General features: G+C 40.9%; 9 protein-coding genes and 1 other annotated feature. All 9 genes read left to right on the top strand.

Features of this window, described 5'->3' with window-relative positions; translation table 11 throughout:
• Positions 1-57 precede the first annotated feature (57 nt).
• The 9 genes from H5S39_RS06895 (at position 58) to H5S39_RS06935 (ending at position 23874) form a co-directional block, all read left to right on the top strand.
• Complete coding sequence (locus tag H5S39_RS06895) at positions 58-579, top strand: GNAT family N-acetyltransferase (protein ID WP_182596351.1); 522 nt, start codon at positions 58-60, stop codon at positions 577-579.
• A gap of 112 nt (positions 580-691) precedes the next feature.
• Positions 692-1552 carry a GRP family sugar transporter gene (locus tag H5S39_RS06900; RefSeq protein WP_182596352.1) on the top strand — a complete coding sequence of 287 codons (861 nt, stop codon included), beginning with the start codon at positions 692-694 and terminating at the stop codon, positions 1550-1552.
• Between the two features lie 879 nt (positions 1553-2431).
• On the top strand, positions 2432-3487 hold the full coding sequence (locus H5S39_RS06905) for a zinc-dependent alcohol dehydrogenase family protein (RefSeq protein ID WP_182596353.1): 1056 nt from the start codon (positions 2432-2434) through the stop codon (positions 3485-3487).
• A 153-nt stretch (positions 3488-3640) separates the two neighbouring features.
• Complete coding sequence (locus H5S39_RS06910; protein ID WP_182596354.1) at positions 3641-4261, top strand: DUF6198 family protein; 621 nt, start codon at positions 3641-3643, stop codon at positions 4259-4261.
• Between the two features lie 46 nt (positions 4262-4307).
• Positions 4308-4997 (top strand): matrixin family metalloprotease, encoded by a 690-nt coding sequence (locus H5S39_RS06915; RefSeq protein ID WP_182596355.1) that lies wholly within the window; start codon positions 4308-4310, stop codon positions 4995-4997.
• Positions 4998-5057: 60 nt separating this feature from the next.
• Positions 5058-5310, top strand: a binding site (T-box leader).
• Positions 5311-5386: 76 nt separating this feature from the next.
• Positions 5387-5863, top strand: coding sequence for an S-ribosylhomocysteine lyase (locus tag H5S39_RS06920; RefSeq protein ID WP_020843316.1), 477 nt, complete (start codon positions 5387-5389; stop codon positions 5861-5863).
• A gap of 108 nt (positions 5864-5971) precedes the next feature.
• Positions 5972-6832, top strand: a complete 861-nt coding sequence (locus H5S39_RS06925) for a MetQ/NlpA family ABC transporter substrate-binding protein (protein WP_182596356.1) — start codon at positions 5972-5974, stop codon at positions 6830-6832.
• 168 nt (positions 6833-7000) lie between these two features.
• On the top strand, positions 7001-7747 hold the full coding sequence (locus H5S39_RS06930) for an SDR family NAD(P)-dependent oxidoreductase (RefSeq protein ID WP_182596357.1): 747 nt from the start codon (positions 7001-7003) through the stop codon (positions 7745-7747).
• Between the two features lie 263 nt (positions 7748-8010).
• Complete coding sequence (locus H5S39_RS06935; protein ID WP_182596358.1) at positions 8011-23874, top strand: MBG domain-containing protein; 15864 nt, start codon at positions 8011-8013, stop codon at positions 23872-23874.
• Positions 23875-24093: the final 219 nt, after the last annotated feature.

A 24093-nucleotide genomic window follows, 5' to 3' on the forward strand; every position in this document is an offset into this window, starting at 1 on the left:
AGCTTGTTTCACGGTCAGACGGAAGCAGGCTGCTTTTTTAGAAAAGGAGGGAATATAATGGCGATTTACTTACGGCGCGCAACGCTAAGTGACCTTGATGAGGTAATGATAATTATTGAAGAAGCGCGGGCACAACTGAAAAAGAACGGCAATCCGCAGTGGCAAGACGGTCACCCGTTTACTGAAACGATAAAGAATGATATCGAAAGCGGTTATAGCTGGGTATTATTAGATGGTCAGAAGATTGTTGGAACCGCTGCTTTACAACTAACGCCGGAGCAAAATTATGATGAGATTGAGGAAGGACAATGGGCGCGGCCACAAGAGCCTTACGCGATTATTCACCGGGTAGCCGTATTACCGACCAAGAGCGGTCAAAGCCTGGGCCGGTTTATTTTTTCTAATTTGCTTACAGTAGGCTACCTCCAGGGTGTGCGTAATTTTCGTTATGATACCCATTACAAAAATATTCCCGTGCAGAAAATCGGGGAAGAAATTGGCTTTATTAAACGGGGCACAATCTATATTGAAGATAAAATTGACGCTAAGCATATGGGTTTTGAACTTAATCTGCCTTGAAAGAAAGCGCTTGTAAATATAAAAAATATGATATAGTAAATATAAGAGTAGTTAAGAGAAGAGAGGGAAAATAATGTTGTAATAGGTTTTATTATAAGGGGAGTAGGTTACGATGTCGCTTATTGATATTTTAATTGCCCTGATACCGGCGTTTGGGCTCGGTTTTCAGGTTATCTGTATGCAACTGATTGGTGGAAAGTATACTAATAAGGTAATGGGGATGGCGATTGTCACCCTGCTAGTCGGAATTGGCGTTTACTTTATTAAGCAACCGGTCTTAACACCAGCGCTATGGTTAGGCGCAGCGTTGAGTGGTGTCGGCTTTTGTATTGGAATTATCCTGCAAGTCAAGAGTTTCTCGCTAGTGGGTGTATCAATGACAATGCCGGTTTCGGTCGGTGAGCAGCTTGTCGGGACGGCCCTTGTTGGTGCAATTTGTTTTCATGAATGGACAGCAGCAAACCAATGGCTCTTAGGAATTGGGGCATTGATTTTAATTGTTGTGGGAATTGCATTGACCGCTTATCAAGAAGAAAGCGACAAGGGTAGTGACTTTAAGAAGGGGATGCTCTACCTTCTTATTTCATCGATTGGCTTTGTGGCCTACGCTTCATTTCCAACAGCATTTCACCTTAGCGGTTGGGATGTTGTCTTTCCACAAGCAATTGCTATTTTTATCGCAATGATCGTTCTTTGTTCATTTGAGCATGATAGCCAATTGTTTGCGAAGAAGACCTGGCAAAACCTAGCAACCGGGGTATGTTTTGCAATCGCTAACCTTGGGATAATTTTTTCCAATGAGATTAATGGGGTTGCTGTGGGTTATACCATTTCCCAATTGAATGTTGTTATTTCGACCCTCGGAGGATTGTGGATTCTTCACGAAGCCAAAACACCAAAAGAAGTCCGATTTATTATCGCCGGTGTGATCTTAGTAGTTGCCGGGGGAGTAATGATTGGAATTACTAAATAAGCAGGCGCTAACACGGATGATGTGATATAGTAAAGGTGTAATTTTTAAGCAAAGTGAGGGAGAATCATGGCTAAATACACTGTAGAATTAAGCGAAGAAGACATTCAAATGATTAAGGACTGTCATTCAAAGAATCCTTCAATTATGAAGGCAATGAATGAAGCAAAGAAAGAAGACTAATCTTCTCTGTTAATAAAAGAAAAAGCAATCTCAGCGCTGATAAAAGACGTTGAGATTGCTTTTAAAATTAGAAAGCTTAAATATAAGAATATCTAAATAGAGATTGCTTTGTAACTGTGTATTAATGAATATTCTATTTAGGAATAAGCAATGGTGTTTCTACAGAAATAGGAGAAACACAAAAAGAGTATCGCCATTGTTCGGTGACCTGTTCAGAAACACAGGAGCTAAACTACAAATGTGATAAAGGAAGAAAAGTAGCTATGGGGTTAAATTAGATAAGCTGCTGTGTGCTGAAAAAGATCATTAAATAAGGCACGAGAAGAAACCTAATTGTCCGCTCCTTTCAAAGAAAATGATAAATAAAACGCAATGAAAAAATAGCTAAAGGGGGTTAGCTATTAAGTCCACGGCAAGCTGACCTATGGGGTGAGATCAGGGAAATAAATTTGTTTCTTTTAAATAAATTTATTTAATTTTATTTATCACCTTCATATTACCTTTTTTTTTTTTTTTTCAACACCGATTCAATAAAAATATTTATTTATTTCAATTATAATACAATAACTGAAATGTATTCGTTAACTTGGTTACCCGGTAATATGCATAAAATGAATGGCAGAGGATTGAGGATAAGTATTTCCCTTTATAAAAATTGTGGTTTAAAATATAACAAGTTAATAAAAGGAGGTCGTTTCAATGAAGAAAGCAATTTTTGCAACAGCAGGTCAGATGAAGGTTGTCGATGTCGATCGACCGACTATTCAACAGCCAGACGATGTGATTATTAAAGTTGTCCGAACTTGTGTCTGTGGATCAGACCTATGGAACTTCCGGGGAATCAATCCGGTTGAAAAAGATTCTGAAAATTCCGGTCACGAAGCGATTGGGATTGTGGAAGAAGTTGGTGATGATATTACTACCGTTCAACCAGGGGACTTTGTAATTGCACCATTTACCCATGGCTGCGGTCACTGTGCTGCTTGCCTTGCAGGTTTTGATGGCTCATGCCAAAGCCACAGCGATAATTTTAGCTCTGGCGTGCAAGCCCAGTATATCCGGTTCCAACACGGTCAATGGGCATTGGTCAAGGTTCCTGGTAAGCCAGAAGATTACAGCGAGGGAATGCTCAAATCATTATTGACCCTGGCTGATGTAATGGCTACTGGTTACCATGCCGCTCGCGTTGCTAATGTTGGTGCCGGTGATACGGTCGTTGTAATGGGTGACGGTGCGGTTGGTCTTTGTGCAATTATTGCTGCTAAGATGCGGGGTGCTAAGAAGATTATCTCAACTAGTCGTCACGCTGACCGTCAAGCACTGGCAAAAGAATTTGGCGCAACTGATAATGTTGCTGAACGGGGTGACGAAGCTGTTAAGCAAATCATGGCCTTGACTAATGGCGCTGGTGCAGACGCAGTTCTTGAATGTGTTGGGACTGAACAATCAACTGATACGGCAATGAAGGTTGGTCGCCCTGGTGCAATCATTGGCCGGGTTGGTTTACCACATACGCCAAAACAAGACATGGCAGCGCCGTTCTACAAGAACACAATTGTTGCTGGTGGTCCGGCTTCCGTTACTACTTATGATAAGAAAGAGCTATTAAAGGCCGTTTTAGATGGTAAGATTAATCCTGGTAAGGTTTTTACGAAGAGCTTTAGTCTTGATAACATTCAAGAAGCCTACGAAGCAATGGATAAGCGTGAGGCGATTAAGTCTTACATTATTATGGATGGTTTTGCACGCGAATAATTTAATACAAGTTAGTTTGACTCAGGATATTGATTCCCCAATGTGCTGGGTCTTTATTATACTTACAAAAAATCAGAGCAAGATTAGGACAAAATTAACGCGAGCGTGCTAAAATACGAGAATAGAATATGAGAAGTAAGCGGGATGATTTAAATGCGTCGGTATGGCTTTTTAGCGCTGGCGATTATCTTGAATTCAATTGGGCACTCATTGACGATTGTAACGAACTTAGGAAGCATGCCGTGGCCAGCGTCAATTGTTAATATTATGCAAATGATGAATTGGAATATGACGGAAACAATCTTTACGGAAGGATTGTTTGTTATCGGGCTTAATATTTTACTAGTCGGAGCATTTGTGCCCCAAGAGTTTGGCTGGGAGATGATCTTTTTAATCCCGTATAGTATTTTAATGCAGCTTTTTGCAAATTTATGGCGATTATGGGGAATTGATACCAGTCATCTGTCGTGGCGCTTTAGCTTCGACATCTTAGGATTAATAATTGCCTTTGCCGGTTATGCTTTATACCAACAATGCGATTGCTGTTATCACCCGCATGACAAGCTAACGGTGTTTTTGAAGCGCCGGGTAAATGTGAAATTTACAAAGTATTTTAATATCGTGTTACCGGTGATTATTATTTTATTATGTTCCTTGAAGAATCACATGATTTACGCCTTTAATGTAGGCACCCTTATTGGTTATCTTAGCCAACGACGAATTGTTGGTTTTTGGCAGGAAAAGGTGCTGATAAATATTAAATTTTTAAATTAATGTAGGATTAGCGTTTAGCAATCTCACTGATTACGGGGGTGATTAGGTGCGTCGATTCATTTTAACAATACTAGTTGCGGGGATGGTTATCCTTGGTGGTGCGCGGATTTACGCTGATAACGCGGATCCAAATGCTGGATCATTCCAGTCGTCCTTTTTTAGCCCGGATTCAACCAGTGATAATGACTTTCAATTTTCAGGTGCTTCCCAGCGCCCGAATGCAGACCGTCTTGCCATCCCTCATAACACGCCGACACCATTAGAGGGTATTCGGTGGAAAAAGAAGAAGATAACGATCTACATGGAAACTACTGACCCGAAGCTAAAGTGGGCTTTTCGTGATGCGGTCAAAAAGTGGAACAAGACTAAGGCTGTTCAAATTCGCTGGACTAAAGATGAGGAAAAGGCCAATATTATTGCTGCTGACGGTGATTTGGCACGAAATAATACTGGTAATAATAATGTTGGCTATACTACCTCAGAACTGGGATCAACCCGGACAGAATATGATCCAACGACCAACACTTTACACAAGGCAACGTCGACTCTTGATCCTAACCAACTGGATTATACGAATAAGGAATTTAGGAGTGAGGTTGCCCAACACGAATTAGGGCATGCACTTGGCCTTGCTCATGCCCCAGAGTATGAGCACAGTGTGATGATTCCACGCAATATTAAGAATGGAATTACCAAAAATGATACCAAAACCTTACGGATGTTATATGCAAAATAAAATTTGAAATAGGTGTTGACAATTAATAAGGATGACGGTATTATAATGACAATTAAATTAGAAAATGCTTAGAAAAGATGAGTAATCATTTAATGCTTTTACAGAGAACTGGACTTGATGAGAACCGGTATTGCGGATGATGATGAAGATGGTCTTGGAGCAGTCCGTTGTCGTGAGTGTTTATTATGAGCGACAGGCGATTAGCACCCGTTACCGTGCTGGAGTATTCAGTTGAGTACTTCATGCGGATCCTATTGTGAGATAGGGTTGAATTAGGGTGGTATCACGTTAATGATTATTAGACGTCCCTGGAAATGACGATTTGTTGTTTCTGGGGCTTTTTTTAATATCTAGACTATCCTCATCGAAATAGAAAGGGAGATTTTATTATGGCTAAAGTTGAAAGTTTTACATTAGATCATACCAAGGTAAAGGCACCTTATGTTCGCTTAATTACCGTTGAAGAAGGTCCTAAGGGCGACAAGATTAGTAACTATGACTTGCGATTGGTTCAACCAAATGAGAATGCCATTCCAACAGCGGGCTTGCATACCATTGAACACTTATTAGCGGGCTTGCTCCGTGATCGTTTAGACGGGGTGATTGATTGCTCGCCATTTGGTTGCCGGACTGGTTTTCACTTAATTACTTGGGGCGAACATTCGACCACTGAAGTCGCCAAGGCTTTGAAGTCTTCGCTTGAAGAAATTGCCTACAAGACAAAGTGGGAAGATGTTCAAGGAACAACGATTGAATCTTGTGGTAATTATCGTGACCACTCATTGTTCTCCGCTAAGGAATGGTCAAAGAAGATCTTGGACGAAGGAATTTCAGATAAACCATTTGAACGCCACGTGGTTGACTAAGTAAAAGCACGCTAACGATTTCTCGCGAGTAAAGACATGTCGAATCCTGTTAGCTGATGTGACTAGTTATTAGAAGATAGCGAAAGCAAAAGTGAGAGGAGTTTTAAAATGAGAAAGAAAAAGCATACTAAATGGTGGATTATTGGAATTATTGTCGTCATCTTACTTGGCGCAGGGCTTAGTGTGGGCGCTAACGGAGGATTTGCGAAAAAAGATGAGATTACTCTGGGGACGATTGGGCCGGATGTGCAGATTTGGCAACATATTGCTGATAGCAAGCAGGCTAAAGATGCTGGCGTGAAGATTAAGGTCAAGAGTTTTACTGACCCGGTTGCCTTAAACCGGGCAACAGCGAGTGGTGAAGTAGACGTAAATGCCTTCCAGTCATGGTCTTACCTCCAAGCATATAATAAGGAAAATAAAAAGGCCCAGCTTGCAGCCTTAGGAACCACCTATTTGGAGCCAATGGGTCTTTACTCAGATAAGTACAAGAGTATTAAAGATATTCCTGATGGGGCAACAGTAGCGATTGCAAATAACCCGGCAAACACAGCGCGTGGTTTATTATTGTTGCAAAGTGCTGGCTTGATTAAGCTAAAGGCTAATTTCGGGGCGACAAGCGGTACTAATGACATTGCATCAAATCCTAAGAACTTGCAATTCAAAGAAATTGACGATACAACCGGGCCACGAGTGTTGAAGTCAACAGACTTAGTATTGATTGGTAATACGATTGCGTTAACTGGGCATTTGAATGTCTTGAAGGATTCCATTTACCATGAAAAAGTTGACCAGAGTACGAAGGATAATATCAATGTGATAGCGACAGCTAAGAAGAGTCGCGATAATACCGAGTATAAGAAGCTTGTTAAGCTTTACCACAACAAACAAATTCAACAATGGATTAATAAAAAATACCAAGGAACAAAGGTTAATGTTGATAAGCCATTGAGTTACTTGGCACATTAATTAAGGAAGCAGTGAGAGAGTATGATTTCTCGCTGCTTTTTTAATATTAATTTCGATATATTATGAATGTTATAAGCTCACCCCAGTTTGATATTAATCGGTACCGCTATCAGCTATAATATAAGTTATCAATAAGACAGTCTGGCAACCAAAAGAGCGGAGAATTATATGCAGACAGTATTAATAACCGGGGGAACTTCCGGAATTGGGTTAAGTACAACGCGGCTTTTCTTAGCCAAGGGTTGGAATGTAATGATGGCCTCAGACCAAGAAGAAAAAGGAGAGCGATTGTATGATGAGCTGGAAAAAGAAGTTGGTAAGGAACGTATTGGTTTTAGTTTTACAGACGTTAGCAGCCAAGCTAGTGTTTCGCATCTTCAACAAGCAACCTACGACAAGTTCCAAAAAATCGACGCGCTTGTAAATGATGCCGGGATTGTAGTTAACGGAAAGTTGCACGAAGTTGAGGAACAGGATTGGGATCGCGTCTTTGCCGTTAATGTCAAGGGAACTTACCTTGTGAGCAAGGCCTTTTTGCCACAAATGATGGCGCAAAAGAGTGGAACAATTGTTAATATTTCCTCTGTGTCGGGCTTAGCTGGTGATTATGACATGGTTGCTTATAACGCGACAAAAGGGGCAATCATCAATATGACACGGGCAATGGCAATGGATTATGGCCTATATGGAATTCGCGTTAACAGTATTGCTCCGGGACCAACGCAAACACCGCTTTTCCCGGCAGATCAAATCGAACGGTTCGGCCACTACAGTCCGTTAGGCCGGATTGTGCAACCAGAAGAGATTGCCGAAGCTGTATACTTTGCCGCAACTTCTGCATCCAGCGCGATGACTGGGGAAACGATTCCGATTACGGCAGGATTTGAAATAAAAACTGGTCAGCCAGCAAAATAAAATAATGGCGGATAGCAGTCAGATGATAAACATATATATGCTTATTATCTGACTTTTTTATCAGTCGAATTTAAACATTTGTGATGGATAAAGTCTAAAAAAGGTGTATCAAGGAAATCCTGTTATTTTATTTATTATAAGCAAACGACTAATTTTTGTTACTTTACTTATTAGCCAAAAGTGAAACGGACAATATGAAAATGCGTTATAATTGTAAGTATATTAATAACAGTAAAAATGCATAAAAAAGAGAGGGGAATAATATGAGTAAAAACAACCCTTTAAAGAGGATGGTTCCAGAAAAACGGAATTACAAACTATACAAAGCTAAAAAGCAATGGATTACTGCCTGTGCCACATTTATGTTGGCTTTTGGCGCAACTGCCCTAGTAAATACTAGCGTTCAAGCTGATGTTAAGGGGAAAACAGCGACACCAGTAGAGGAAGTCAGCGCAGTTTCCACATCCGCATCTAATGAGGATGAGCAGTCTGCTACTTCTCAAGCCAAAGTAGTTACTGACAGTCAAGCTGATGAAAGCAAGCAGCAAACAACGGAAAATAACCAATCAGTTGCTGATTCCCAAAATAAAAAGGATCCACAAAATAACCAGGGCAAACAGCCTACCACAACTAATCCAACAGCGCAGTCTAACACTGATAAGGCGACTAGTCAATCGCCGGCTAACACAAATAAACAGCCAGACAGTCAACAAACAGTAGAGAATGATGAAGGTACTACTGCTAACTCATCTCAAAACAGTACTGCTGATCCTGCTAACCAATCTCTAGACCTTGCTAAAAATAAAACTACTGCAAAAATCGACCCTAAAACTCTAGCTGCCTCAAAAGCTAAAACACAGAATATTACTCCTATTGCTTATAGTTCTACTGGTCAATCAGTCTACGTTCTTCCAGGGACTAATCTGACTAACGATGCCGCTAAGTTTATCGCAAATAGTAAAGAATTAGAAGAAGCAGGCGCTAAGATTAGTTGGCAGACAGTACCAGAAATACCAGCAACGTATAATCCTAATGGTGATATGTATTCAGGCACAGTTCTTGTAACCTATGCCGATGGGACGAACGCCGTGGTTGATGTTACCGATATTAGTCTTGAAGCTACAGTAGTACTGAACTCGAGTCAGTATTACTATGTACCAGAGGTTAATGAGCAGGTAGATGACTTAAATACTCCGGATGCTAATGGTAATAGTCTTAATACAATTCTTAATAATGGATATACTATAGATCCTACTGGTGTAACCGCTAAGTTATTATCACCGTTAGATACTAGTGAAGAAGGTATCCATTGGGCTGATGTCCAGATTACCGATCATGGTCAAGTAATTTCTGCTGGTGACATGTATGCAGGTTCACCAGCTTCTTATGTAATTGGTGATCCTTATACTGTAAAAATTCCTTATCTGGTTAAAGGACTGAAAGTACGTGATGATATTCCGAAGGATGCTAATGGCAATCCAGTAATTAATGCACAACTTGCTACTGGACCTTTAACAAATGCGGATACTCAACTTGCGTTTGATCCTGTAGCTTTAGCAAGTAATAATAATGCTGTAGGTGAATATTTCTACCAAGATTATGCTTTGGCTTACGCTTTGGGAATTAAAGCCTCGTTTACTGATTGGACTGCACCGACTGACTTAGCGACGGCTAAGACTAATCACTTTGCGCTTACTTTAAGTGGTGCCCCGAATGCCGATAAGCAAACAGTTGATGTGAACTATGTCGCTGCCCCAACTAGTGATCCAATTTATCTTTTTAATTACAATAAAATGGGCTATCAAGCCCCAGCTTATGTTCAGAATATGAATAAGGTAAGGGAATTAGCTAAAGATGGCTACCTAACTAAGGGTGTTCATATTGAATTACCAGATGGCACGTCAATTTCACCTTCTGATATATCGATTAATAAGGTAGCCCCAGTTGGTGGCTTTAGAAGTGGAAAATTTTTCGCTACCTATACGGCAACTCTTAATCCGACGTTAAATAAGGCTGGTCAGCCGCTTATTTGGTCTAATGCAGCGTTCAGTGGGAACGTCGCTAGCGCAGACTTTGCTAACGAGGTCAACCACTGGTATCAGGTAACTAACAATACAAGCACTGCTTCATTTAAGTCGCTGAGCGGTAACACATGGCAAAATAACACCAATACGGTTACTGTTTTAGCGCCAACTGTAAGAACTAGCGACAATACGATATTGGATTTAACTGATGCTACTAAGCCTTATGTATATGATAATGATGCTTTATCTACCTTAGTTACTAATCCAGCAACTGTTGCTGCAGTACATAAGGACTATCCTACTTGGAATACTCTAAATGAGCCTAACCAATTGCCAGATGGTAAATGGCCTACGGGAACGACTTTTGAGTGGCTTGGCAAGGATAGCCGTCCTGCTACATTATCCTTTACCAAGGCTGGAGAAAGTCAAACTGGTAGTATTAAGATTACCTTACCAAGTGGTAGTGAATTTACGGTAGAAAACGTTACCGTAACTTCTAAGGCTAATGTTAAAGCTGAAAGTAAGACCGTTGATTACGGAACTACGTTAACGGCTGAACAGTTAGTAGCTAATAAAAGTGTCTTTCCTGACGGAACTACTTATCAATTTGTTAACGGCACTGAACCTACCTGGAATAAAGCCGGATCATATAACAATGTTCAAATTACCGCTACTTACAAGGATGCGGCTGGAAAAGATATCACTACGCCGGTAGCTACTTGTGCGGTTGCGATTAATGATACCCGTAATATCACAGTGCTTGAAGGAAGTACGGTGCCATTACCTGATTCTGTTTTAAACTTTGGTAAAGGTTGGGAAGAGCACACTGCTACTTGGACAAAAGATATTAATACTGACAGCATCAATCAAGGTGAAATTACCGTTCATTATCCATCAAGTAACTTAGACCAAGTAATTAGAGTTTTTGTCACTGTCATTCCTAAGCAAACTGCTATTAGTGGGGAAGAATTTAAGACTAATGGTACTAAGTTTGATGGAACTAGCGGCAGTATTGCCAATGGTACTGAAAACCAAGGCTCAATTTTAATTAATAATGGTGGACAAGCAGTTAGCTATGATACTTACAACAAAGGTGGCACGGAGGGTGAACCAAGTACTTTCAAGCAAACTGCAACTAATTACACGCCAACTTATAGCTTAACTGGACTTCAGACTAACAAGGATGGCAGTTTAGTCAGTGGTCCGCAGAACGTAACGGTTCGTGTATCTGTACCAAAGGGCACAATTGGCGCCCAAGTTGATAGTAACGGTAACTATTACTACGATGTAGCAACTAATATCGTCGTGGCGCAACCAGTTACTTTTGAATTGGTGGATGATGATGAAAACGGGAAGGTTCTTTCTTCTCAAACGCAGCAATTCATTAAGGACCAAGCAACTACAATTGCTCCAGTCTTAACAATTCCAGAGAATTATGAATTGGCTGAGAATCAAACTTTGCCAACTACCTACAGCTTAAAGAACTACTCTGCTACAAACATAATTGAAAAGATCCACTTAATTCATAAGACTGAAACAGTTGATCCAACTGATCCAGATACAAATCCAACTAAGGATACAAACTGGTTCAAGAATCAAGGATTAATTAAAGACGTTACGCGGACAATTAATTATGAAGGCTTAACAGCTGATCAATTGGCTGAAATTCCAGACTCTGAAAAGACACAAACAGTTGAATTTACCAGGACTGCTAAGTATGACTTAGTCACTGGCAAGATCGTTGTAGGTAGCGAAGGTGACTGGACAGTTAAAGGCACTGATAATTTTGCTGGCTTTAAACCAACGAAGTTTGACAAGCTAGGTGTTAAGAGCATTACTGATGCCGCTGGTCAATCAATCGAAACTCAGAATGGACAGGTACCAGAAGTGACTGGAGTTACAGATGAGACTAAAAATAGCACAATCACTGTTACCTATACTGAGGGGCAAAATGTAACTTTCGAGTTTGTTGATGTTTACAACAATGATGAGGTTGTAGGCCAGACTTACGATCAAGTTTTCGTGCCGGGCCAAGATACTAAGCTGAACTTTACCATGACGCTTCCTGCTGGCAAAGAGGGAGTCTACAATTATGTCTTAGCCGATGGTGCTACGATTCCAACAAGCTACACTTTGGATAAGTTTACTGATACTTCAATTGTCGTAAAAGTTGGCGTTCACCAGTCAATGCACTTTACCATTAAGGTGCATGATGAAACTGAGAATAAGGACATCGGCAGTGTTGTCGTTCCTACAGCTAATGCTGGAAATGGTGGCTATGATCCTAACTTTAAATCACAACTTCAATCTCAATTGCCTGCTGGCGTTACAACTGGTGATTATGAATCAGTTTCAGTCAGTGGTGTTCCTGACGGAGCTACATTTACGGGTAATTATGAAAAGCCACTTACTGATGCAACGACTGAGTGGTGGGTTCCTAACTACAAGTGGGACAAGACTACCGCCGTTGAAAAAGCTTTAACTGGTGCAACGATCACAATTAACGTAAAGCACAAGATTCAAGAGACTACAGAACAGCAAACTCGTACCGCAACGGTTAACTATGTGAAAGCCAAGGTTAACGATGATGGTACTTATACTGAAGATGGGAATGCCTTTGGCCCAGCTGTTGTTGATGTTTACTACTCAAGAACTAAGAAAGAGGACTTGGTAACCAAGAAGAGTACATACACTCCATGGCTCTGGGATACTACACAAGGAGATCATGGCTATCACGTTGCTTCAGGGAAATGGACTAACTTACCTCAAGAATGGGGCGCAGTTACTGCTGACGTTCCAACTCTTAATGGCTACACAGCAGCTGTTGTTACTGACAAGTCGGGCAAACCAGCCAATGAATTTGTTTACCCAACTTGGAATGGTGAAAAAACTGATCCTAAGCAGGCATCGTTAGCTTATACCAAAGATGCTACTGCATATGAAGCACAGCCAGTTCACACTGTTTTGTATATTCCAGTTGAGACTCAGTCAAGAACAGTAACTGCTAAATTTAAGATTGCTGGTGGCGATCGTGATGGTCAAGAAATTGCTCCAGAAGCACAAGCGCAAATCTTTTATAACCGTACCGGTGCTTTAAATGTTAATAACAATACAATTACTTATGGTGATTGGGCTTGGGATGATAATGCTGGTGATAAGAACACACCAGGCTTCCATGTAATTTCTGGATCTTGGACATTTTCTAAGACTGCAGGTAATACTTGGCAAGTTAACGTTCCAACTATTGATGGCTATACTGCTGTAACTATTAATAATACAGACTCTTATTCTACTTTTACTTTTGCATCGCCAAGCTATTATACGAATACTCAATTTACGAATTCGACTGCTAATCAGTGGTTCATGCGCAATGAGTTAACTACTTATTACGTACCAAACTCAATGCTTAATAAGTTAGTTACCAGGACAATTACAATTACTGAACCAGGTAAGGAGCCAACTACTCAAACTCAAAAAGTTACATTGACTCGCTCAGCTAAGGTTAATAATGACGATACTGGTGTAGTTTATGGCGATTGGTCAACAGGTAATTGGGTTGCACAAGATGTACCTACTCATGAGGGCTATACTCTGTCAGTTACCCAAACTGTGGATGGTAAGACTACTCCAATTGAATTGGTTAATGGTCAAGTTCCAGTTGAAACAGTTAATGGAACTACTCAAGATACTACGATCAACATCACTTACGGTGCTGTCGCAACTGCCAAGTTAACTGGTAATGGCTCAAGTACTTACAATGGCCAAGCAATTACCAATACTGAATTGAATAATGGCTTGCACGTTACTGTCACTGGTCCAACTGCTAACTCTGGTATTTACACGTTGCAAAGTGGCGATGTCGAATTTTCAACTGATGGCACAAACTGGACAACGACGATGCCAACTAATGCTGGCGATTATCAAGTCCGTTTAACTGACCAAGGTGAAAATGGAATTAGGAGCCAATTCGGCAATAACAGTATCATTTGGACCGATGGCGACAAGTCAACGATTACTAGCGACGCAACTTGGATAATCAACAAGTTAGCTAGTGATTCGGTGATGGCTAACGCCAAAACTGGCAATTACGAGATGACCTATAACGGTGCAGCTCCAAGTTCAATTGATCCAAGCAAGTTCACATTTACCACAACTGTTAACGGTAAGACTGTAACTTTGAAGTCCGACGATTTAACTAGCGCTGATTTCAGCTGGGTTGATGGCTCAGCTCCAGTGAATGTCGGTACTTACCAAGTTAAGTTGAACGCGGATGGTTTGACTAAACTACAAGCTGATAACCCGAACTTCACTTTGACTAATACTGGTAACGGCACGTTCACGATCAACCAAGCAAGCGCCAGTGCGGTTCTTTCTGGTAGTGGTACTCGTGCTTACAATGGCAGTGCTGTTACAGTTGATGATTTGAATGCAAGTGGCGATGGCAACAACATCACTTTGACCTTGCATTATCCTAAGAATGGGGATGCCAACTACTCAACTACTGTTAAATTGAGCGCTGGCGACTTTACTTGGAATACTCCAGATGGCAGTGCTCCAGTAAACGCTAGTGCTTCAGCTTATACTATTAATTTGAACAATGACGCTATTCAAAAGATCATTAATCAAGCTGTTGGCACAGGTCAAAATGGCGTAAGCAATGTGAAATTTGCGAACGATGCAATTAGAGGAACTGCTAGTTATACCATTACACCATTGAGTACGGCTGCAGTTTTGGCTAATACTGAAGCTGGCAACTACGGCAAGGTTTACGACGCTCAAGTAACTAACCAAATTGATCCAGCCAAGTTCCAAATTACAGCTACTGTTAATGGAAAAGTTGTAACTTTGAACACTACTGGTTTAACTGGTGGCAGTTACGAATGGGTTAACGCTACTGGTAATCCATTAGCAGAAAATCCTAAGAGCGTTGGTACTTACTACGTTAAATTAACTGACGCAGGCTTTACTACGTTGAAGGCTGATACCCCTAACTTTACTTTGACTAACACTGGCTTAGGAATTTACACGATTACGCCAGCTAATGCTACTGCAACTTTAAGTGGTTCTAACAGCAAAGTTTACGACGGCAGTGCAATTTCAACTACCGACGTTAATAATGGCGGCGATATCAAGGTTAGCGTGAACTTCCCAGGTGTAGATGGTCAAACTTACACTTTGAAGCAAGGCGACTACACAATTAGCAGTAACGCTACTGATGCTGGTGATTACACCATTACTTTGACTGACGCTGGTATTGCTAACATTGAAAATTACATCAAGTCTTTAGCTGGTAGTGGTCAAAAGAAGCAAAGCAATGTAGAATTTGCTGCTGATGCAGTTAGTGGGACGGCTAACTTTACGATTACCCCATCTGCTAATGTGGTTAGCGTTGGCGGCACGCAGACTGAAACTTACAAGGGTTCAGCTTACAATGTTGTGTACAATGCTGACGGCACCAACAGTGTGACTGTTTCAATCGCTAAGGCTGATGGTAATACGACTGGAGCATTGGCAAGTTTAACTAAGGTTCAACTTGGTTCTGATGACTTTGAAATCACTGATGGTTCAGCTATAAATGCTGGTTCATATAAGGTTGCTTTGACAACTGCTGGTTTAGCTAAGGTTCAAAATGCTCTTGGTAAAAACTACACGGTGAGTGCAAGCGATACTACAGGAACTTTGCAAATCGACAAGGCTACTGGTAGTGTTACGTTCTCCGGTAATCCAACCAAGACTTATGATGGCAGTCCAATTAGCGACTACTTGAGCAAGTACAAGATTGTATTAGATGCACCAAATAATCCAAGCTTCACTTTGAAGCAAGGCGACATTGAATTTAAGGTTAATGGTCAGTGGACGACAGAAGCTCCAGCTAATGTTGGTAAGTACGAAGTTCGCTTGTCACAACAAGGCTGGAACAACATTAAGAAGATTAACAGTGATAATGTGAAGTGGGCAGCTACTGCTTCGGCTGGTGAAGGTACGTACACGATTACTCAAGCTCAAGTAACTGCAGCTTTGAGCGGTAGCAATTCAAGAGCCTACAATGGTTCAGCTGTTACTACTGCGGACTTATATGCTGATGGTTCAACTATTAAGGTAGTAATTGATGGCACTGGTATTGCTAACTTGCCTAAGACCTTCACTTTGACTGATGGTGATTACCAATGGCAAACAACTGATAATGCTGCTCCAAAGAACGTTGGTACTTACACGATTAAGTTGACTGCTAGTGGAATTGAAAATATTCAAAAGCAGATTAACCAAGCCGTTGGTAGTGGTAATGTTGCGTTGATCACTACTGCTGATAACGCTGGCTCTGCTAGTTTTGAAATTAAGCAAGCCGTTGCAAGCAACGTTCAACTTTATGGTCATGAACAGTCAACTTATGATGGTAGTCCAGTAAGCTTTGTTCCTACTGATACTGAAGCCAAGAAGAATTACGGCTTTAACAATGTTGAGAACTTAACTGTTCCGACATTTACGAGTGATGACTTTAGTTGGTATGACGCAGATGGTAATGCCATTTCTGCTCCAACTAATGCTGGTACTTACTACTTGAAGCTTAACGACCAAGGTAAGACAGCCTTTGCGAATGCAAATCCAAACTATACTTTTGAAGACCAAGGTAAGAGTACAATTACTGGTCAAATCACTTACGTAATCAATCCTGCTGCATTGGTAATTGGCGTTTCCGGCTCTGCTTCTAAGGTTTATGACGGTGAAGATGCTGTAATTACTCAAGATCAGATTGATAGCGGTCAAATTAAATTAGTTTGGGGCAATTCTGAAACTGAACCAACCGGTTTAGGTCAATTTACTTTGACTCCAGATGATTTGGAAGTTGTTGATAGTGAAGGTAAGGTAGCTAAGGAAGCTAACGCTGGAGAAAATGCCGATGGTAGTCCTGTAAAAGGTACACCATATCAAGTACGTTTGACTGCAGCTGCTATAGAGAAGATCAAGCAATTATCTGGTGCAAATAACTATACTATCAGTCAAACAAAGGATAGCAGTGGCGACTACTACATTTATGAACATAAGGCAGAAGTTACATTAACTGGTAACCAAACCACAGTTTATGGTACGGCTCTTCCATTTGATCCAAGTAAATATACACTCGACTTTACTAATTGGGTTGATGCTGGACCGGCTCCAGTGCTTACTTGGAAAGATGGTAAGCTTTACAATAACGGTGTAGATACTGGTATTAGCTGGACTGCTGGTGACCTTTATGTAGTTGGTTATCCTAATGGTGGTGTACCAACTGATGTAGGAAACTACGCAGTTAAGATTTCTAAGTCATTGACTGATAAGTTACGTCAACTTTTCCCTAACTATGACTTCTCAGGTAATGTTGGTAAAAACGGCACAGTTGCTCAAAGTAACAATACTGATGTTGTTGAACCAAGTCACACTCCAGCTTCATATGTCATCACGCCAGCTGTTACCACAGTAACGATTAACGGTGCAGAGCACGTGAAGTATGGTAATTCAACTGCTATTCAAGATGGACAATACACTGCAAGTGTAACTGCACCAGTTAATGGCGTTGAAACTCCAGTTGTAACCAAGGTAGCTTTGACTGCAGCTGATTTGACTACTGTGCCAGCTAACTCTGATGTTGGTAGTTACACGATTAAGTTGACTGCTGCTGGTTTAGTTAAGATTCAAGATGCAATTACTGGTCATGGGGATGTAACTAAGAACTACAACTGGAAGCAAGCCGCAAGTGCTCGTGCTAGTTTCTATGTCAACCAAATGCCAGTAACGATCGCGGTTAGTGGTAAGAATTCAGTAACTTATGGCTCATCAGAATGGCTTAATGCAATTAAGGCAAATCCTAGTGATTACACTTTAACTGTAACTACTGAAAATGGTACTAAGCTTAATTACACTGCTCAAGATGGTGACCTTGTCTTTAGTCAAATGCCTGGTAATGTTGACACATACCAAGTTGAATTATCAGCTCAAGGTTTAGCTAATATCGAACAAGCACTAGGTACCAACTATGCTTACCCACAAACAGCTGCTAATGTAACTGCTAAGGGAACATTTACAGTTAACCAAGGCCAAGCCACTGTTACGCTTAAAGGTAGCGATGGGAAGACTTATGATGCTAAGCAAACTTTACCGGCAGGTCTTGATTTGAGTAAATACAGTGTAGAAGCTACTGTTTACTCACCAGATGGCAAGTCGCAAACATTGACTTTAACTAATGATGATTTGAAAATCGTTGGCAATGCTACTAACGTTGGCACATACCAAGTTGAATTATCACAAGCTGGGCAAGAGAAGCTCAAGAATTTAACTGGTAATAATGGTGCTAACTACAAGTGGACGTTTGATACCAATGCCGATTACAAGATTACTGCAGCTGAAGCTACGGCTGAACTTGAAGGTACTAATGAAAAGGTATTTGATGGTCAACCTGTAACGACTGCTGAAGTTAACAGTAACGGCCAAATCTTGGTTCACTTCACCTTCCCAGGTTCAACTACTGCAAGTACTTATACTTTGCAAGACGATGACTACACTTGGGCTGATGGCTCAGCACCAACGAATGCTGGTACTTACACAATTAACTTGAATAAAGATGCAATTTTGCAACACTTGCAAAATGCTCTTAATAATCAAGCAGGTGCTGGTAATGTAACGATTAATACTGGTGATCTTTCAGGTACAGCCACATTCAAGATCACACCTAAGGAAATCACAAATGTCACAATTTCTGGCGATGACCAATCTAAGATTTATGATGGCAAAGGTGCAAGTCTTGATGTTAGTGGTTTAACAATTAAGGCTGATGGTACTGTTACTGACAAACCATTAGTTGATACTGATATTAAGGCTAGTGACTTTGACTGGTACGATGGCGACACGAAGCTTGATAGTGTTCCAACTGATGCCGGTACTTACCAAGCCCGCTTGAAGGCTAGTGTTCTTAAGGACTTGCAAAGTGCTAACCCAGATTACAGCTTTAATGCGGTAAATGGTGTGATTAATTACACGATTAATCCTGCTAAAGCAAGTGCTACAATTAGTGGTTCTGGTATGCGGGATTACAATGCTCAAGGCACTTCGATTGCTGATGTTTTAAATGATGTTAGCTGGACACCAACTGGTTTAGTTACTGGTCAAGATCTTAACCTAACTGGTATTTCTGCTGATAGCTACGTTTGGTACAGCAGGGATGCTCAAGGAAATCTTGTTGCAATGACTGGTAACCCAACGAACGCTGGTACTTACTACTTGAAGCTTTCTGATGCTGCGATTGCGCAAATTAAGAAGGACAATCCAAACTACAGCTTTGCCGATAACGCAATTACTGGTGAGTACACTTACACTATTAATGCGGTTACTGGGGATGCAACTCTTAGTGGTTCGAACTCCAAGACTTACGATGGTCAACCAGTTTCAACTGCTGAAATTGATAGTGCTAACGGTAACATCATCGTTAAGTTCACATTCCCAGGCTCCACTGTTCAAAGTACTTACACTTTGCAAGATGGTAATTACACTTGGGAAAACAATGAAAATCCAGTAAATGCTGGTACCTACACGCTTAAATTGAGTGACCAAGGTTTAGCTCACTTGCAGGATGCAGTTAACGCTTATGCTGGTAGCGGCAATGTAGTTTTAAGTGCTGATTCATTAAAGGGTTCAGCAACATTCACTATTGATCAAAAACCACTTGCTGTTAACTTGACTGATAAGGCAACAACACCAGATGGCAAGACTTATGATGGTCAACCAGCAATAATTAACCATGATGAAGCTAAATTTAATGCTGACGGGTTAATTGATGGTGAAAGTTTGAATACTACTAACTTAACTGATGCCGACTATGAGTGGGTTGATGCTGATGGTAAGAAGATTGACGCTCCAACAGATGCTGGTACTTACTACATTGCTTTGACGAAAGCCGGTTTAGCCCAACTGCAAAAGGCCAATCCAAACTACAAGATTACTGAGCAAGGTAGATTTAAGTATGTAATTGTTCAAGCTGCTGCTACTGTAACAATTGGTGGAAGTCAAGAGAGCACAAGTACAGAAATTGATCCAAGCAAGTTCCCAACAACTTTGACTCTTGGAAATAACCCTGGTACCTCTGTTTCAGGATTGACTGCTGATGATTACCAATTTGTTGATGATCAAGGCAACCCAATCCCTACGCCAACAGAAGCCGGTACTTACAAAGTTGCTTTAACTCCGGCTGCAATTGCTAAGTTGCAAAAGGACAATCCAAACTACAAGATTCCAGCTTCAACAACTGCTCCGTTTACTTTGGATGCAACTTTGAATATTATTTTCCAAGATGCTGATGAAGATAACGCACAGGTTGGTAAGACTCTTACCAAGTCAGGTGCTGCTGAGTCACAGATTGATTTGGGCTTGACTATTCCTGCTGGTTACAAATTAGCAACTGGACAGAAGCCTTTAGCTGAATTAAACAATTACACATTTGGTAAAGCTTTGACTCAGTACCTGTACATCAAGTTAGCTCATAAGACTAGAGATGTAACACCAACTGATCCAATTAAGCCAGGTGAAAAGACGCCAACTGATAAGGTAATCGATGGTGCACACGAATCTGATTTGAACGAAACTATTACTCGTACGATCAACATCACTTACCCAGCTGGACGTCAACCTGCTGGTGATCCAACTACTGTTAAGCAAAATGTATCATTTGAACGTACTGCAACAGTTGATGAAGTAACTGGTAAGGTAACTTATGGTAAGTGGACGTTTACTAAGTCAAATGCCAAGAATGGAAACGCTCAGTGGGATGCATATACTGCTCCGGTTGTAGATGGTTACACTGCTAAAATTACTGACGGTGACAAGTCTATTGAATCAATCGATAAGACAGAAGTTACTGATAAGACTAAGTCAGTAGTAATTACGATTTCTTACACGGCTAATAAGCAAAGTGTAACGATTAAGTTTGTTGATGATAATAAAGACGGCAAACAGGTCGATAGCAATATTACTAAGAATGGTGTAACTGATCAGACAATTGATAATCTTGATTTATCAGTTCCAGAACACTATGAATTAGCTACTGGTCAAAAGTTACCAACAAGCTACAAATTTACAGCTGCTAAAGATCAAGTAATTACTATTCACTTGATTGAAAAGAAGGTAACAGTTGATCCAATTGATCCAAAGACGAACCCAACTAAAGATCTAAGCTGGTTTACTAACCGAGGTTTGAAGCATGAGGTAACTCGTACGATTAAGTTGGCCGATGGGACTGTGCTTGAAACCCAACCTGCAACCATCACTCGTACGGCTACTTACAATGAAGTAACTGGCGATCTTACTAACTTTAGCGAATGGACTAAGGCTTCATGGCCTGGATATCAAGTGCCAAACAAGCCAGGTTACACGGCTAAGATTGAACAAACAATTGATAACCAAACTACTACAATTAATTCAATCGATAAGGTGGCCATTACTGCTGAAACCAAGCCGGAAACGATCACAATTGCTTACACAGCTAATGAGCAAACTGGTAAAATTTCCTACGTTGATGGCAATGGTAATGAAATTAGTACTACCCCAATATCTGGTAAGACTGATGAAACTGTTGATGTGACACCAAATATTCCAGTTGGTTGGGAAGAAGTTCCAGGTCAGGACATTCCAAAGACAGTGAAAGCTACTCCAGATGGTGTGCCAACTGTCACAATTAAGATTCAACACAAGACAATCTTGGTAACGCCAGAAACTCCTGAAAAGGATATCCCAACTGGTAAGGTTCCAGGTGATCCAACTAAGACTTACGAGAAGATGGAGAGCTTAACGGTAACTCCAAGGCGGACAATCACGGTTGAATTACCAGACGGAATTAAGAAGAAGGTCATGCAAACTGTTGAATTTACCAGAACAGCTACATTTGATGAAGTAACTGGCAAGATAAGTTACAGTGATTGGAAAGTTGCTAAATCAGATGCCAAGGATAAGACAGCACAATGGGATGCATACACTGCTCCGGCTGTAGATGGCTACACTGCTGATAAGACAATTTCAGCTCAAAAGGTTAACGCAACAGATGGTGATGCAAGTGTTAATATTTCCTACACAGCTAACCAGCAAGCAGTTACGATTAAATTTGTCGATGATAAGGACCAACAAGTCGGTGCTGCGATTGTTAAGACGGGGGTAACTGATGAGACAATCAGTGACCTTGATTTAACAGTTCCAGCACATTACAAATTAGCTACTGGTCAGCAATTACCAACTAGTTACACATTTACGGCTGACAAGGATCAATCGCTCACTATTCACTTAACTGCCAAACTTATCAAGGTCGATCCAACTGATCCACAGACTAATCCAGACCCTAGTGATCCAAACTGGTTTATTAACCACGAATTGAGTCATACGGCAACGCGGACGATCCTTAATGGTGATGCAAAGCCGGTTGAACAATCGGCAACCATTACGCGGACAGCTACTTATAATGAGGTTACAGGTGAATTAACCAATTTAGGTGCTTGGACGAATGACTCATGGTCAGCATATCAGGTTGCTAATAAACCAGGCTATACGGCTAAGCTTGAGCAGACACTTGACGGTCGAACTTCAACTATTAATTCAATTGATAAGGTATCGATTACCCCTGAAACTAAGAATGTTACGGTTGTGATTACTTACCTTGCCAACGAACAAACTGGTCAGATTATTTACCAGGATAAGGACGGTAAAGAAATTAGCCACACGGATATTAGCGGTAAGACTGGTGAAACGGTTAAAGTAACTCCAGTAATTCCAACTAACTGGCAGATTATTCCTGGACAAAATATTCCAGAATCAGTAGTTGCTGGTCCTGATGGAATTAAGCCAATTGTAATTGTGATTGAGCCACAGGTTGAAACTAGTCAACAGACGAAGACAATTACGCGGACGATTATTGAACACTTGCCAAGCGGTGACAAAAAGATTGTTCAGACGGTTTCACTTACAGGTACTGAAAAGAAGAACATGGTTACGGGTGACACTACGGTAAGTTGGAATACTGGTAAGTTCGATGCTTATACGCCAACTAAGATTGATGGCTACACTGCTAATTTATCGCAGTTAGCAATGGAAAATGTGACTGCTTCGACGACGGATCAAACAATTGTAATTAACTACACGCCTAATAAGCACGAAAATAAGATTATTTATCGTAATAATGATGGCAATGAGATTGGTTCGGAAGTCATTAGTGGTCAAACCGGTGAACAAATCAAGATAACGCCACGGATTCCGGCTGGCTGGCAACCAGTGCCCGGACAGGAGATTCCAACTACGGTAACGGTTACTGATAAGGGAATTCCAACGGTAGTAATCAAGATTGAACACAAGACAATTCTGGTTAAGCCAGGGGAAAAGGCACCGACCGGACCAGTACCGGGAACGCCGAGTGCAAATTATGATCAGATGGAGAAATTGGTTGTAAAGCCAACGCGGACAATTATAATTAATTATCCAGACGGCAGTCATAAGCGGGTTGTACAAACTGTAAGCTTTACGCGGACAGCAACCTTTGATGAAGTTACTGGCAAGGCAACTTATAGTTCATGGGTAGCAGCTGCCAAGCCTGAGTGGCCAATGTATGATGTACCGGCAGTTGAAGGCTATACTGCTAGTCAACAGAGTGTTGCCGCGGAAACAGTAACACCACAGACGGGTGATCAAACAATTACGATTTCATATAAAGAAAATAGTAAGCCAGATCAACCGGTAACGCCAGGTAAGCCTGCCCAACCAATAGTGCCAGATGAACCTACTCAGCCAAGTCAACCGCAACAACCAAATACGCCTATTCAACCAGCAACACCTGGACAGCCGACGAATCCAGGTCAACCTGTTCCATCCTCTCCAAGCCAAGGAGAAGGGACGAATAAGTCAGAAACAACGGTTAAAAGGGTTGCAAATGATCACTTTGTTTCTGCTCAATTAGCTAACCACGTAGGGCAGAAGAAACAGACTCTTCCACAGACTGGTAATACTAATGAGCATAAGTCAACTATTATTGGCTTTGCGATCGCTAGTCTAGCTGGCATCTTTGGCCTAACAGGAGCAAAGAAAAAACGTGATCAAAAATAATAAGCGATAAATAAAAGTCAGATAATGAACGTTTTTGGTTCGTTACCTGGCTTTTTATTTTGGATTAGTACATGTTTAATGAATAAAAGAATTGTAAAGTAAATTTGCTGGGGATGATATCACAAAATATTATAATATTAGTTTTATGTAATTATCTCCTGATAGGGAAAATAGTGTAGAGACATATAGTGAATGAATGATGAATTTATCATTTGTTGA

Source organism: Limosilactobacillus rudii (assembly GCF_014145455.1).
GTDB lineage: Bacteria > Bacillota > Bacilli > Lactobacillales > Lactobacillaceae > Limosilactobacillus > Limosilactobacillus rudii.